At 56.9% G+C, this 14,791-nt stretch carries 11 protein-coding genes; 4 read left to right on the top strand and 7 right to left on the bottom strand.

The annotated features are described in order from the left end of the window. Positions 1-26 precede the first annotated feature (26 nt). The 7 genes from V6575_RS16395 to V6575_RS16365 all read right to left on the bottom strand — a co-directional run bounded on the left by V6575_RS16395 (position 27) and on the right by V6575_RS16365 (position 6,982). Positions 27-1,226: an ABC transporter substrate-binding protein gene (locus V6575_RS16395; RefSeq protein WP_340275852.1), complete on the bottom strand. Its 1,200-nt coding sequence runs from the start codon at positions 1,224-1,226 to the stop codon at positions 27-29. Positions 1,227-1,316: 90 nt separating this feature from the next. Next, a complete protein-coding gene (locus V6575_RS16390) occupies positions 1,317-2,384 on the bottom strand; it encodes an aromatic ring-hydroxylating dioxygenase subunit alpha (protein ID WP_340275851.1) in 1,068 nt (355 codons plus the stop codon). A gap of 38 nt (positions 2,385-2,422) precedes the next feature. Then, on the bottom strand, positions 2,423-3,007 hold the full coding sequence (locus tag V6575_RS16385; protein WP_340275850.1) for an amino acid synthesis family protein: 585 nt from the start codon (positions 3,005-3,007) through the stop codon (positions 2,423-2,425). After that, positions 3,004-3,588: an amino acid synthesis family protein gene (locus V6575_RS16380; RefSeq protein ID WP_340275848.1), complete on the bottom strand. Its 585-nt coding sequence runs from the start codon at positions 3,586-3,588 to the stop codon at positions 3,004-3,006. Before V6575_RS16380 ends, V6575_RS16385 begins: the two co-directional genes overlap by 4 nt. Beyond that, entirely contained in the window at positions 3,581-4,492 is a 912-nt protein-coding gene (locus V6575_RS16375; RefSeq protein ID WP_340275846.1) for a UPF0280 family protein, read from the bottom strand. Before V6575_RS16375 ends, V6575_RS16380 begins: the two co-directional genes overlap by 8 nt. Next, positions 4,489-5,946 (bottom strand): 6-hydroxynicotinate reductase, encoded by a 1,458-nt coding sequence (locus tag V6575_RS16370; RefSeq protein WP_340275958.1) that lies wholly within the window; start codon positions 5,944-5,946, stop codon positions 4,489-4,491. Before V6575_RS16370 ends, V6575_RS16375 begins: the two co-directional genes overlap by 4 nt. A gap of 202 nt (positions 5,947-6,148) precedes the next feature. Further along, positions 6,149-6,982: a ferredoxin--NADP reductase gene (locus V6575_RS16365; protein ID WP_340275845.1), complete on the bottom strand. Its 834-nt coding sequence runs from the start codon at positions 6,980-6,982 to the stop codon at positions 6,149-6,151. Between the two features lie 199 nt (positions 6,983-7,181). Here V6575_RS16365 and V6575_RS16360 point away from each other — a divergent pair, with 199 nt between their 5' ends. The 4 genes from V6575_RS16360 to V6575_RS16345 all read left to right on the top strand — a co-directional run bounded on the left by V6575_RS16360 (position 7,182) and on the right by V6575_RS16345 (position 14,697). Then, positions 7,182-8,027: an FAD binding domain-containing protein gene (locus tag V6575_RS16360; protein ID WP_340275844.1), complete on the top strand. Its 846-nt coding sequence runs from the start codon at positions 7,182-7,184 to the stop codon at positions 8,025-8,027. Continuing rightward, a complete protein-coding gene (locus V6575_RS16355) occupies positions 8,024-10,759 on the top strand; it encodes a molybdopterin-dependent oxidoreductase (RefSeq protein WP_340275843.1) in 2,736 nt (911 codons plus the stop codon). Before V6575_RS16360 ends, V6575_RS16355 begins: the two co-directional genes overlap by 4 nt. A 90-nt stretch (positions 10,760-10,849) precedes the next feature. Next, the gene (locus V6575_RS16350; protein WP_340275842.1) at positions 10,850-12,958 is read left to right on the top strand and encodes a hydantoinase/oxoprolinase family protein; all 2,109 of its coding nucleotides are present in this window, start codon (positions 10,850-10,852) and stop codon (positions 12,956-12,958) included. After that, complete coding sequence (locus V6575_RS16345; protein WP_340275840.1) at positions 12,955-14,697, top strand: hydantoinase B/oxoprolinase family protein; 1,743 nt, start codon at positions 12,955-12,957, stop codon at positions 14,695-14,697. Before V6575_RS16350 ends, V6575_RS16345 begins: the two co-directional genes overlap by 4 nt. Positions 14,698-14,791 lie beyond the last annotated feature (94 nt).

The following is a 14,791-nucleotide window of genomic DNA, read 5'->3' as shown; positions in this document are numbered from 1 at the left end:
ACTAGCATGTGCGACGTCAGTGACGATCAGTCAGCAGGCCGCATGGCCTTGATTTCGTCATCACTTGGCATGTAGGGAGCCGGATCCTTATAGGACCAGTCAACCATCACACCCTTACCATCCTTAAGCGTTGTCGTTCCGACATAAGCGCCCATCGTGGACTGATGATCAAGGGAGCGATAGGTGATTTCACCCATTGGCGTTTCGACCTTCAGATCCTTGAATGCATCGAGCAGGGCTGCGGTTTCCGTTGATCCGGCTTTGTCGATCAAGGCCGCGATGCTCTTGGCGGTCATATAGCCGACGAGGCTACCGATTTTCGGCGTTTCATCTGGAAATTCAGCGATATAGGCATCAACGAATTCCTTTTCAGGACCGGATGTGAAGCTATACCAAGGGTAGCCGGTCACGAACCAGCCTTCAGGGGCTTCGTCCTTGAGTGGCTCCAGATACTCAGGCTCACCGGTCAAAAGACCGTAAACCTTGCGGCCCTCAAAAACGCCGCGCGTGGTGCCTTCGCGCACGAACTTCGCCAGATCCGGGCCAAAAGTTACGTTGTAGATGGCATCGGGCTTGGCCGATTCAATGGCCTGAACTTCAGATCCTGCATCGATCTTGAAAAGAGCTGGCCACTGTTCGGTGACAAATTCAACTTCAGGCTTCAGCTTTTTCAGGTTGACCTTGAAAGCTTCAACAGCAGCTGTGCCATAGGCATAGTTCGGGGCGATGGTCGCATAGCGGATCGCGTCGGTCTTGGCTGCTTCCTCTGCCAGCATGGCAGCCTGAACATAGGTCGATGCGCGCAGGCGGAATGTGTAGGGATTGCCTGATTTCCAAACAAGTGCATCAGCCAGCGGCTCGGCCGCCAGATAGATGTAGCCTTTTTCTGCCGCAAAGGATGAAATCGCGAGGCCAACGTTGGACAGGATTGTGCCGGTCAGCATGACCGCGCCGTCGCGTGTCATGAGTTCTTCAGCGATTTTCACGGCTTCGCCGGGCTTGCCCTGATCATCGCGGAAGATGAACTCAAGCTCCTTGCCCAGGACGCCACCGGATCCATTGATCTCTGAAAGTGCCAGCTCAATGCCCTTCTTGTAAGGCTCAGCAAAGGCTGCGAGGCGCTTGTAATGGTTGATTTCGCCGATCTTGATCGTATCGGCAGCGTGAACAGATGACCCAATGACGGCAAGTGCCGCTGCGGCCAGAAGTGTTTTTACCTGTTTCATAAGTCCCTCATTTATCTGGAAGATTGGCCGATTTTTCGGTCCATTATTTTCGCCGAGCCTTTTGCGGCTCTTGTTATTCAGTCGTGTCGTTTAGTCGTGGTAGACGAACGCCGGGCTTGGGTCAGACGCCACATCGTGGGTCCGCTCCAGTTGCAGCATTTCGTTGATGCGTTTGCGGTAGACCATCGGCCCCTTGTCGATGGCGATCCGGATGGGCCGTCGCTTGGCAGGCCGTTCCTCTTCCTGCTGTACGGCTTCCAGAATGGCCTTGTCTTCATCGAAGGCGATCCGGAACATGGCGTCCATATTTGCGGCAGCTTCTTCATCGCCAAGCGCCGTGTTGCGCAGATGCATCCAGCGGTCGATTGTGTAGCCGCCGGTCACCGGTGTCATGAAATGAAGCGCAAAGATCCGCACGCCCTTGTTGCGATCATCCTCGGCAATCGCGTCCTCAGTCGGCGCGCTGCCAAAATCAATCACGGCAGTGCATGGCAGGTGGAGATAGTAATAGTGCCAGCGGTCCACATTGCCGGTGAAGTCGCCGAATTTTTTGAAGAACCCGATCGGCTCTGAATCCCGGATCCAGCGCCAGGCGACAATCACCTTGCCTTCAGTGGAGACATGAACAGGTACGTTTTCAGAGGCTGAATTTCCAAGGGTGGTCGGATGCACAAAGGAGACATGGGCTGGATCGACCAGGTTTTCCGCAACATTGAGATAGTTGGATTTCAGATGCAACGCATCACCCTGATGGGCTTCCCAGTCCGGGTCTGAGAATTCTGCAAGATCAAATATGTCTGCAGGATCGGCCTTGTCCTTGTCGCCCATCCAGATCCACACGATGTTGTGGCGCTCGAAGGTGATAAAGGCTTCGACATAGGCGGAAGCGGGCGTGTTGTTCTGCCCCGGAACGCGGATACATTTGCCGCTGCAATCAAACGTTAGGCCGTGATAACCGCACTGGATGTTGTCTCCGATGCGCTTGCCCAAAGACAGGGGCAGCAGACGGTGTGGACAGCGGTCTTCAAGAGCGATGACAGCGCCATCTGACTTGCGGTAGAGGACGAGGTTTTCGTCAAGGATCGTGAAACGCCGAAGTTCCTGATCAATCTCGGAAGACCAACCGGCGACGTACCAGGCATTTCGTATGAATTCCATATTGGCTCTCCCTCATTGTTTCCATCGGCCTCAGGCCGCTATCTTAATCCGTCATCGCCCTGGGCTGTCTCATGGGTCAGTCCGCCGATACGCGGCAGCGGCCGTCCGCCGGTCGCAAGGGCAATCGCGACGACAATCTCGTTTGGTTGGGGCGCATCCGGGCAGCTCAGTTCCATCGCATCGAAATGCGAGCGCACATAGGCAGCGTTCTTATGGCCAAGCGGCACGTCAATGGACTGTCCGGGCGCGCTCATTTTTTTGGAAGAAGGCACCAGCGCCTTGCCGCCGCCGAGCACGTCGCGCATTGGAGCGCCCAAACGGGGATGCAAAATCGCCGCCGCATGTTCCAACTCGCCATTCTCGCCAACAGCTGCCGCCTTGCCGAAACTCTGGATCGCAGCCGGGTCAACCTCAAGAGCCTCAACGCCGCGCCGCGTCAAAAGCTCTCCAAGTTCAGCCCCGATGGTCATCAGCGCTTCCAGATCGGCTGCAAACCGGCCTGCAAACGGGTTCTCTATAATCGCAGCAGACATGACACGCCTTGAGGCAGGGGAAACCACTTGGCCCATTTCGAGCCGTGTTTCCTCCACTGCAGTCACGAACTTGCGAATGGTCGAGATCATCGAAGGCCATCCTCCCCCTTCACGTCAGAGGCTTTCAAGCCACCGACGCGGGCATGAATGCGCGCACCTGTCGTCATCACCAGAACCAGCAGGATCTCATCTGCCTTGGGCGCATCATTGATGCCGATTTCCATGGCATCGAAATGCGAGCGTACATAAGACGCATTGCAATGAGTGATCGGCACATCAAGGCGTGTGCCCGGTCCGCCAAGCTTCTTGGTCGAAGGAACGATGGCGTTGGAGGCTGGCAGAATTTCGCGCATGGAGTAGCCGCCGGGCACATGCCACAAGGCACCATGTTCGACTTCGCCCGCAGAACCGACAATTGCACCCTTTCCATAGCCTTCAACAACACTGGCATCGCCGCCAAGCGCCTTCAAAAGATCGCCTGCCATCTCGACGCCTAGTGGTTTCAAATCATCCATAAAGCCTTCAATGTTCTCGACATATTGGCTCGCAAATGGGTTCTTGATCACGGCAATCGCAGCAGCCCGGCGCAAAGGTTTTTCGACTGCGGGGCCACCTTCATGGAAGATTTCTTCCACAACAATGGCCTTCTTGCGAAGGATCGGTTCAGGCATGGGCTACGTTCCTCAATGTTTTCACGTGGGCCTTTTCGGCCATTATTGTGCGCCGTTCACCGACCAGGCTGAGATAAGCTGCCGTGATCAGGCCTCTTGCGCAATAGCTCTTCGCGAGCTCCGCGCCGCGGCTGAGGGCAACTTGAGTTTCAGCAGCGCCAAGCGGTCCCACATGTGTGGTTACAAGATGGTCGCCAAGGTCGCTGTCCGGTGACAGGCAGAAGGCGGGTTCGCGGGATATTTGCGGTGAAAAAGGCAGATCAACCTTGTTTGCGATCAAGGTCGCTGCGGCATCTGCTGCGGCGGCTGTGGAGGCCAGAACCGTCACCGCATCGGCAATGCCCAAAGAATGAGACCGACCGCGCCAACCGCTTGTGGCTATGCCGCCGATGCCATCTTCAGATGAGATATCGACAACGCCGCCGGGCTTACCGGTGACCGGATCATCGCAAATCCCGATTCGGAACCTACCCTCGTTCAAATACAGCGCAATGTCGCCGCCGTTGTTCACATAGGCTTTTGTGAGTGTTCGCCCGTCAATCATCTGGACCAGGATATGGTCTGCAACGCTCCCCGCCACGGCTGCCATCGGGGTGATAAAGTCAGCCGTCAGCGGGGATATCGCCTGAACCATGCGCTGAGCGACGGTACCATTGGGAAAGGGACCATCTTTAGATCTCAGTCGCCCAAGTTCAGCAACCAGATCAGAAAGCACAGGCTCAAAGGCGTTGTGAGCCTGTTGAAAAGCCAACCCAACTTCTTTTGCTGTGCCACTGGCCCCGATCACAAGATCAATTGGCCCATGCTGCAAATGCAGTCTCTTTCCATCAGGCATCAGTGAAGCGGTTGGACCTGAAGCGCCTGACGTGCCAACAGCGAAAGAGGTTTGGCGGCGGTCGATCATTCTGTGCCGTTCCTCCAGGGGTAATTGTCCGAACCTGCTGGCCAGGGATTGCTGGACGAGGTCGCAACAGACCGACGGCCCTTGAGCTGGTGATCGTTCTGACGGCCTGTCTTGCCTTTGACGGCTTCTTCAAACGGCATGACGTAGTCCATATGCCCGCCAAGGGAGCGATAGTCGTCTGCCCGCATGGTGAATTCAAGCGGTGCGACAAGGGCTGGCGTTGGCACATATCCGAAGGCGTTTTTCGGCAGGCGCATGACATCGGCCATGAAGGTGATGCCGCCGCCGGGCCACGTGTAGACCGGTGCGCCGCCACAACTGACATAGGTCAGCGACTTCTGCACGGAGCGCGTCAATCCGACCGGATGTTCGGTGACGCCCGAGCGTAATGATCCGCCAGCCCCTGCCATGAACAGCACGGATGTCAGCGCTGGTTCACAGTTGTCTTCAATCCGCTTTACAGAAGGCAACAGATGGTCCGGCATGTCATGCTGGACCGGGATCAAATCGTCATTCAGTTCAAAGTAAGCCGCATGTTCTCCGGTGGTCGACACCATTAAAATGGAAAGTCCGGCGCGTGCTGTTTTAGGATCAAACTTGTCGATGATCGCAAGCGGGTCGGTCAGATTTGTGCCGCCCCAACCGGTTCCAGGTTCCGCCACCTGGAAATACCGTCCAGGGGTCGAACGTCGACCATTGATTTTGATGCCGGTCGGCTCCCAGCCAATGACTTTGCCCGCCTGATGCTCGGACATGACGCCGGTTATGTGATCATCAACGACGACGACCTCATCAACCAGCCCCTTCCACTGAGCCGCGAACATGCCGACAGTCGCAGAGCCACAGCCAACGCGCATGCGTTCTTCCAGAGCGCCGTTTATAATCGGTGCTCCGCCTGCCTGAACGGTTAGCTCGGCGCCCCCGTCAATGGTCAGGTCCGCTGGTTCGCCGTTGCAAAGGGCCAACATGGTCGAGCAGGTCAGCCGACCTTCTTTCTTGGAGCCGCCAGTCAGGTGATGTACGCCGCCAATGGACAGCATCTGACTGCCATACTCTGAAGTTGTGACATGGCCAATGGCTTCGTCGCCAGAGCGTACAACGGCGCATTCATCGCCCAGGTGCCGGTCGGTGTCGATCTTCAGTTTGACACCGCAATAGCTGAAAATACCCTCCGTCACGACTGTGATCATATCGACGCCATCTACCTCTGAGGACACGATGAAGGGGGCAGGCTTGTAGTCCGGATAAGTTGTGCCCGCGCCAATGGCGGTGATGAAGGTTTCTGGACCTGGCACAATATCGCCATTCCATTCCCGCTCCAGGAACGGGACGACGTTGGCGTCGGTAGCCTCGCGGTTTTCAAGAATCGTCAGTGGATCCAGTCGGATCAGATTGCCATTGTCGTTGGCATAGCGATCACAGGCTCCCGAGCGTCCTTCGGCGATGAAACACATCACCGGGCAGGCGTCGCAGCGGATCTTTTCTGGCTTGCCATCGGATGCAGTCAACGTCGGTGCTCCTCACTTGCCTATCTGGCAATTGTTAGTATGCAAACATGTTCCATGAAATGCTGTCAACGGAATTTGAATGGGCATGCCGCTGATTTCATAAGCAGGCTTGGTGAATTTCGATGCAGTGGGCTGAACGTACTGATGTTCAGTCGACAAAAGCCCGTTCGACGACGAATTCACCGGGTTTGTTGTTTGCGCCCTCGGTCATTCCGTGTTCGATGCACAGTTGTTTTGTGTCGCGCAGCATGGCCATGGACCCGCAGATCATTGCACGGTCTTCTTCTGGTCCCATTCTCTGCAAACCGAGATCGTCAAACAGTTTTCCCGATGAAATCAGGTCTGTGACTCGGCCCTGACGGGGAAAGTCTTCGCGGGTCACGCTGGTGTAATGAAACAGATGGCCATCAACCATTTCACCGATCAGAGGGTCATCCCGGAGCGATGCGACAAGATCTTCACCGTATTTCAATTCCGCAGCCGTGCGACAACCGTGTACCAGAACGATTGTCTCAAATTTTTCATAGGTTTCCGGATCGCGGATCAAGCTCGCAAACGGAGCCAGACCAGTGCCTGTGGAGAACATCCAGACCCGTTTTCCAGGCAGCAGTGCATCATTGACCAACGTACCGGTCGACTTCTTACGCATCAGTATTGTGTCGCCGGGCTGGATTTTTTGCAGATGCTCGGTGAGGGGGCCGTCGGGTACCTTGATTGAGTAAAATTCCAGTTCCTCATCCCACGAAGGGCTTGCGACCGAATAGGCGCGAAACACCGGTTTTTCTGTATTGGGAAGGCCAATCATGACGAATTCGCCTGACCGAAACCGGAATTCTTTGGGTCTCGTGATGCGAAATCGGAACAGGCTGTCTGTGTAGTGCTGAACCTCCGTAACCGTCAGACCATAGCAGCCTTTGGGCAGGTCAAACGGTGAGGGCTCCCCGCCCAAAATCAGCTGTTCGATCATGGTCGTTTCCGACATCATGGTCTCCTTCATGAAATCTCGAATAGCTCTACGCTGGCAGAAAAATCATTCGTATACAAATGAAAAATATCAGCTGCTGGCAATTTTCCGCCCATGGCGTAAATTTATGCAAGCCTGTCCAAATCGATTGCTTGACAGGCTGCAAAAATTGGCTTCAACTTCGTTAGCATACAAACGAAATGCATTGAGGACGCCGATGCAATTCCACCGACCTGAAACTTTGGACGACGCTCTATTCGTACTGGCCAACGGAGGCGGGAGACTGCTTGCCGGCGGTACGGATTTTTATCCATCGCTGATGGATGCTCCAGCCACCGGAACGATCCTGGACCTTCGAAAGGTGGAGGCTCTTCGCGGTATTCACCGGGAAGAAGACAGTTGGCGCATTGGTGCGACGACCACATGGAGAGACATCACCCGCGCAGATCTGCCACCGTTGTTTGACGGGTTGAAACTGGCAGCGCGGGAAGTCGGGTCGGTCCAAATTCAAAATGCCGGGACAATTGCGGGCAACATCTGCAATGCATCGCCTGCTGCGGATGGGGTTCCCCCGTTGCTGGCGTTGAATGCATCGGTTGAGATCGCCGGACCAAATGGCCTTCGTGTGGTGGATCTGAGTGATTTTATGTTGGGTGTCCGCAAGACGGACCTTAAGCCTGATGAGATTGTTACGGCGGTTCTTGTCCCTGACTGCCAAGGTGCATCCTCCAGCTTTTTGAAGCTCGGGGCACGCCGGTATCTGGTGATTTCCATCGCCATGGTCGCAGCCACAATCCTTCTGGATCAAGACGGTGCGATTTCAGATGCCCGGCTGTCCGTCGGGGCATGTTCGGCGGTTGCGCGGCGCCTGCCGAACGTAGAAGCTTCGCTGATCGGCATCATGCCGGAAGTCGATCCAATCCGGTCACGGCTCGGGCCTGCGGAACTGGGTGGTCTGACACCTTTGAGTGATGTGCGCGGCAGTGCCGAATATCGCCTGGAAGCGGTACGGGAGCTTGTGTGCCGGGCCATTCTGGATGCTGTGAAGGGAGAGAAGGGATGACAATGGCTCTTTTGGACGTAGACGATTTTCCTGCTATCTCCTTCACTTTGAACGGCGCTCAGGTCACCTTGCAAGCACCGCCAGCAGAACGCCTGTCGAGTGCGCTCAGGGAACGCGCCGGGACCCGGGACGTCAAGGTTGGCTGCAATGCCGGTGATTGTGGTGCCTGCACGGTGCTGATTGACGGTCTGCCCGTCTGTGCCTGCACCACGGCTGTGGGCCAGGTGCAGGATGCCAGAGTGGAAACCTTGTCCGGTCTCGTCAAAACCGACCCTCACGCCCAATCTCTGGTGGCTTCATTCCAGCAACATCAGGCGGCGCAATGCGGGATTTGTACTCCGGGGATGATGGTCTCTGCGGTGGCTTTGTTGCGCGAAAGCGATGAGCCTGACGAAACTGAAGTGCAAGATGCGCTCGGTGGCGTGCTGTGTCGCTGTACCGGATACCGCAAGATCATCGATGCGGTGATGGACGCAGGCCGAGGTGAGATGCCAGATTCTGGCGGCGTCGGCACACCTATGGCGCGGATTGATGGTCTGGCCAAGGTCACAGGTCGGGAGCTGTTCGGTGACGATGTCGCGCCTGAAGATGCACTTTGCCTGCGCGTTGTCCGCTCTCCGCATCACAGGGCCACATTTTCTCTTGGAGATTTGGAAGGCTTTCGTAAAGACCAAGGCCTTGATCTGATCCTGACGGCCAAGGATGTTCCGGGCGATAACATTTTCGGTGTTATTCCGGGCTTTGAAGACCAGCCGATGTTTGCCGAGAGCGATGTGAAATTTCGAGGTGAGGCGGTTGCAGCGGTCATTGGCAGCGCGGACATTGTCAACGCTCTGGATCTGAAGACCTTTCCGGTGGTGTGGACGCCCTTGAAGGAGGCGCTGGTTCCAGCTGATGCAGCCTTGATCGAGGATCTGCATGCAGACCGGCAAGATAACATCATGTGCCGGGGGCTGGTTCGCCGAGGTGAGCCGGAGCAGGCGCTGGAAAAGGCTGCGATTGTCGTAGAAGGGTCTTTTTCGACCGGTTTCATCGAGCATGGTTATATTGAGCCGGAAGCTGCATTCGCCCGCCGGGTCGGAGATCGTATCGAGGTGCATTGCTGCACCCAGGCCCCCTATATGAACCGAGACGGTCTGGCCCGGTTGATGGGCTTGCCGAAATCCGCAATCCGGATAATGCCGACCGCAACCGGCGGCGGGTTCGGCTCCAAGCTGGATCTGTCGACCCAGCCTTATGTGGCGCTGGCGGCCTGGATGCTCAACAAGCCGGTTCGGGTGACCTACACACGCACCGAATCTTTGGCCTCTACCACCAAACGCCATCCCTCCGAAATTACCATGAAGATTGGCGCTGATGCGGAAGGCAAAATCGTTGGCGTCGTGTTCGACGGCGTGTTCAACACGGGCGCTTATGCCAGTTGGGGGCCGACCGTCGCCAACCGGGTGCCAATCCATGCATCCGGGCCGTATCTTACCCCCAATTATGTGGCGCGCAGTGTCGGTGTTCACACCAATTGCGCCCCATCTGGTGCATTTCGTGGCTTTGGTGTGCCGCAATCGGCGCTGGCGCAGGAACCGTTATATGATGATCTGGCCAATGCGCTTGGCATCGACCGTCTTGAATTCCGCCGCAAGAACGCCCTGACCAATGGGGATCCGACGGTTACGGGCCAGGTGTTCGACACGGGGATGGGCATCGTGGAGTGTTTCGACAGTCTGGAACCACACTGGATGCGCGCGCTTGAAGAGGCTGCCTCATTCAATGCCTCAAACTCGATGCGCAAACGCGGTGTTGGCATTGCCGGTGGCTGGTATGGCTGCGGCAACACATCTCTGTCCAATCCATCAACGATCAAGGCAGGCATTACCCAAGACGGTAAGGTGATGCTGCATCAGGGGGCCGTGGACATCGGGCAGGGCTCCAACACAGTCATCGCTCAGATCTTCGCGACCGCGCTTGGCATTGCGATGGACCGGATCGAGCTGGTTGGACCTGATACGGATCTGACCCCGGACGCTGGCAAGACCTCTGCCAGCCGCCAGACTTTCATCACCGGCAATGCGGCGCGTCTCTGCGGGGAAGCGTTGCGGGCCAAAATCCTGCGGCTCGGCAATGTGTCCGAAGAGGCTGAAATAGAGATCACAGCCTCTGATATCCGTCTGACAGAAGAAGGTGCCCAGCGAGTGATTGCTCTCGCAACGCTCAAAGGCGGCGATTACGTTCTTGAGGCGGAGGAAAGTTATGATCCGCCGACGCTGCCACTGGATGAAAATGGTCAGGGCAGCCCCTACGCTGTCTTCGGCACGACGGCCCAAATGGTCGAGGTGGAGGTCGATCTGGCGCTTGGTACTGTCAAACTGATTAAGTTCACGGCAGCGCATGACGTGGGCAAGGCCATCAACCCATTGCTGGTCGAGGGTCAGGTGCATGGCGGCGTGGCGCAGGGTATCGGTTTGGCCATGATGGAGCAGTTTCTACCCGGCCGGACAGAAAACCTGCATGATTATCTGATCCCGACCATCGGCGATGTGCCGCCCATCGAGACGATCATCATCGAAAGCGGCGATGCGCACGGGCCCTATGGGGCCAAGGGACTGGGCGAACATTGTCTGATCCCGACGGCTCCGGCGATCCTCAATGCCATCAAACATGCAACGGGCGCACGGGTGACCGACATGCCCGCAACGCCGGACAAGGTGCGTGCCGCGATCCGGGGGCTTGATGCCTAACATCCAAAGGTCGTGGGTGCGCCGGTTTAACGGCAACCGGGCCTGCAATTCTTCGCAAAACAGCTATAAAAACAGCGAGACTTAATTTCAATGAGTGCTCTAAAATCCGGCCCAACTGTTCAGGGCGATGCCCCAGCAGCCGACAGTCTGGTTGCAGGCGTTGATGTCGGCGGGACCTTCACAGATCTGGTGTTGTTTGATGCAGGCGCTCGAAAGGTGCGCCTCGCCAAGACGCCCACGACACTTGAAAATCAGGCGTTCGGTGTTCTGAATGCGCTGCATGCAGCCGAGGCGGATCTTTCTGCGGTAGACTTGATCGTTCATGGCACAACAACCACCACCAATGCGGTTCTTGAACGGAACCTGTGCAAGACCGGCCTGATCACGACGCAGGGCTTTCGAGATGTGCTGGAGCTTGGACGCCGCACCCGGCCTCAGCCCTATGGCATGAAGGGCGAGTTCAAGCCGGTCATTCCACGCGATCTGCGCCTGGAAGTACCAGAGCGTTTCAATGCCCTTGGCGACGAACTTGTGCCGCTGGATGAAAAATCCTTGCGTCAATCTCTGCAGACATTGATTGATGCCGACTGCGAAGCGCTGGTGATCCACTTCCTGCATTCCTATGCCAATCCGGCCCATGAGCTGCGCGCTGGCGAGATCGCTGCCGAGATGTGGCCGAATGAGAACATCACCCTTGGCCATGCGCTCCTGTCGGAAAGCCGTGAATTTGAGCGCGGTGTCACGGCGGCGATCAATGCCTCGGTTCAGCCGTTGCTGCGCCGTTATGTGGAGCGCCTGGCCGATCAGTTGGCCGGTGAAGGCTATCGCCACGACGTGCTGGTGATGAATGGCAATGGCGGCATGGTGTCTGCTCGCCGGGTCGCTACGGAAGCTGCCAAGACGGTGATGTCCGGTCCGGCCTCCGGCGTGATGGCGGCGGCCTATACGGGAAGGCGCGCCAATATTCCGAATTTGCTGACTTATGACATGGGTGGCACGTCTACGGATGTGGCACTGATCCGGGGGGCGGAGCCTGCGGTCTCCAATGAAATCGAGATCGAATACGCCATGCCGATCCATGTGCCCATGGTCGATGTGCGTACAGTCGGTGCAGGCGGTGGTTCGATTGCCCGTTTGACAGATGCCGGACTTTTGCAGGTCGGGCCTGATAGCGCGGGATCTGCTCCTGGACCGATCTGTTATGGCCGGGGTGGAACACAGCCGACAATTTCAGATGCAAATCTGCTGCTTGGGCGAATGAACCCGGACAAGTTGAATTCTGTCGCCAATAAAATCTCGCTTGCCGACATTGAAGCCATCTTTGCTGAAAAGCTGGGCTCACCGCTGAGCGTTACTGCCAATGAAGCGGCGGCGGCTGTTCTTCGCATTGCCAATGCGCGTATGGCCGATGCGGTGCGCATGGTCTCTGTCAGTCTTGGCGAGGACCCCCGGGATTTCGCCCTGTTTGCGTTTGGCGGCGCTGGTCCGTTGCATGCGACTGCGATTGCACGGGAACTCGGCGTTCCCCGTGTACTGGTGCCCTCAAGGCCAGGTATCACAAATGCGCTTGGCTGCGTGGTTGCGGATCTCCGCCATGATTTCGTCAACACGGTCAACCGGCCTCTGGATGCCGTCGATATCGATGCGGTTCACGCGCTGTTCGATCAGCAGTCACACGACGGCAGAAGCCTGATTGCGAAAGAAACCGTTCCCATCGAGGAGATCAAGGAAATCCGCTCGGTCGACATGCAGTTCATCGGGCAAACCCATGTGCTTCGGGTGCCTCTGGACCATCCGCGCCCGACACGCGAAGACCTGCAGACACTGTTTGAGGAAGCCTATTTCCATCGCTTCCATGTTGAACTGCCGGAGATCAAGGCAAGTCTGGTCAACGTCAATACATCGGTGATTGGCCGCCGTCAGGATATCGACCTGTCGATGTTGATAGACCCCGCTGGACGCAAGACCTCGCTTAAGGAGGCTATCACGGGCCACCGCAAGGTCTGGTTCTATGGCTGGACGGAAACGCCGATTTATTGGCGCGACCACCTGCCGCTGGAGGCAACGCTGGAAGGCCCGGCCATCGTCGAGCAGATGGACACCACCATCGTGATTGAGCCCGGTGACACAGTAATACAAGACGCTGACGGCAATATCATCATCACCCTTGGAACGGCCCCGCAGGGAGCAGGCGCATGAGCATCGACCCAATCACCCTCAGCGTCATTCAGTCCGGCCTGCAGCAAGTCTGTGATGAAATGGACCTGAGCTTTTCCAGAGCGGCTTTTTCTCCGGTGATTGCCGAAGCCAACGACCGGTCCGATGGTATTTATTCGGCGCAAGACGGCTCCTTGATAGCCCAGGGTGCGGGCGGCTTGCCGGTGTTCGTCGGCACCATGCAATATTCAACGCGCACCTTGATCGAGATGATTGCGGCAGGCTCCGTGGCGGCTCCCAAGCCAGGCGATATTTATATCGTCAACGATCCATACCTTGGCGGCACCCATCTAATGGACGTGCGCTTTGCCATGCCATTTTACCGAAATGGCGAGATTTATTGCTGGCTGTCCAACACCGGCCATTGGCCGGACACGGGCGGTGCAGTTCCAGGTGGTTTTTCAGCCTCGGCAACTTCGGTGGAACAAGAAGGCCTGCGTCTGCCGCCGGTACGTCTGTTCAAGGAAGGCAAGCTCGATACGGAGATCTATTCGATCATCTGCTCCAACATTCGCGTATCGGAACAGCGGATTGGCGATGTGAAGGCACAGGCAGCGGCCTTGCTGGTCGGCCAGGAACGTCTCAACCGGATCCTTGATCGCTACGGGGATGATGTGGTGAGCGAATCCATTGCGGAGCTGCGCCGTCGTGCCAGCGAGCAGATGCGCGCCAATATCGCATTGATTCCCGAAGGCACTTACAACTCAGTTGCCTATGTCGACAGCGACGGCGTCGTCGATGAACCGCTTGAAATCCGTCTGGCGGTGACCGCGAAAGACGGCGTGTTAGATTTCGACTTCACCGGCTCCTCCAAGCCCTGCATTGGCCCAATGAATTCCGTACTGGCGACAACCCTGTCGTCTGTTTATCTGGCCATGCGCCATATTTTCCCCGATGTGCCAATCAGCGCAGGGGCGTTCGAGCCGTTGCATGTGAAAACGCCGGAAGGCACGTTTCTGGATGCCCACTATCCGCGCCCTGTGTCCGGATGTGCGGCGGAAGTCAGCCAGCGGATTGCCGAGGCGGTGTTTGCAGCGCTTGTTGAAGCCTTGCCGGATAGGGTGACTGCAGCTCCAGCCGGAAGCTCCGGCAACTTTGCCCTTGGTGGACACGATCCTGAGCGGGACCGCAACTATGTCATGTATCAGATTTCTGCTGGTGGATATGGTGGCAACAGCGATCATGATGGGCTGGCCAACGGCTGTTCGACCATCGGAATTTCCAAGGCACCGCCCGTTGAAATCATGGAACAGCAGTTCCCGGTTCTCTATCACCGTTATGCGTTGCGTGAAGGCTCTGGCGGCGCGGGCAAGCAGCGCGGCGGGTTCGGGCTGGATTACGAAATCGAGCTGCTGCGCGGCAATGCGACGGCCAGTTTTGTCATGGATCACGGTCGTTTTGGCCCGCAGGGCGCGCTCGGCGGACAGGACGGCATGCCCAATTCCGTGATTGTCTACCAGGATGGCGTGGCGAGCGTGCCGGAACATCTGTCCAAGGCACAGGATATCCCGTTGAAGAGTGGCGACAGGGTTCGCGTTGGAACGCCGGGCGGTGGCGGCTATGGTAACCCGGAAGATCGCGATCCCGACAAGGTCGCCGAAGACGTTGCCCTGGGGCGGTACAATCGGGAACAGGCAGAAACGCTGTTCAAAGTCTGCTTAACAGCGACGGGCGAAGTTTCAACGGTTGAGACTGATGCACTAAGGGTCCGGAGCGCGTAGATTTTTGAGCATCTAAAAGCTCATGTGATGGGTTAGAAAAACTCTAGAAGCGAATGTATACTATAATAATACCCTCAGGGATCTGAAGCTTCAG

Source organism: Roseibium algae (assembly GCF_037783265.1).
GTDB classification, from domain to species: Bacteria; Pseudomonadota; Alphaproteobacteria; order Rhizobiales; family Stappiaceae; genus Roseibium; species Roseibium algae.
This window is presented reverse-complemented; position numbering and strand designations above follow the sequence as displayed.

Bases quoted from the DNA above. Each gene is read 5' to 3' on its own strand.
- V6575_RS16395 (WP_340275852.1), bottom strand. From the start codon at position 1,226: ATGAAACAGGTAAAAACACTTCTGGCCGCAGCGGCACTTGCCGTCATT.
- V6575_RS16390 (WP_340275851.1), bottom strand. From the start codon at position 2,384: ATGGAATTCATACGAAATGCCTGGTACGTCGCCGGTTGGTCTTCCGAG.
- V6575_RS16385 (WP_340275850.1), bottom strand. From the start codon at position 3,007: ATGATCTCGACCATTCGCAAGTTCGTGACTGCAGTGGAGGAAACACGG.
- V6575_RS16380 (WP_340275848.1), bottom strand. From the start codon at position 3,588: ATGCCTGAACCGATCCTTCGCAAGAAGGCCATTGTTGTGGAAGAAATC.
- V6575_RS16375 (WP_340275846.1), bottom strand. From the start codon at position 4,492: ATGATCGACCGCCGCCAAACCTCTTTCGCTGTTGGCACGTCAGGCGCT.
- V6575_RS16370 (WP_340275958.1), bottom strand. From the start codon at position 5,946: ATGTGTTTCATCGCCGAAGGACGCTCGGGAGCCTGTGATCGCTATGCC.
- V6575_RS16365 (WP_340275845.1), bottom strand. From the start codon at position 6,982: ATGTCGGAAACGACCATGATCGAACAGCTGATTTTGGGCGGGGAGCCC.
- V6575_RS16360 (WP_340275844.1), top strand. From the start codon at position 7,182: ATGCAATTCCACCGACCTGAAACTTTGGACGACGCTCTATTCGTACTG.
- V6575_RS16355 (WP_340275843.1), top strand. From the start codon at position 8,024: ATGACAATGGCTCTTTTGGACGTAGACGATTTTCCTGCTATCTCCTTC.
- V6575_RS16350 (WP_340275842.1), top strand. From the start codon at position 10,850: ATGAGTGCTCTAAAATCCGGCCCAACTGTTCAGGGCGATGCCCCAGCA.
- V6575_RS16345 (WP_340275840.1), top strand. From the start codon at position 12,955: ATGAGCATCGACCCAATCACCCTCAGCGTCATTCAGTCCGGCCTGCAG.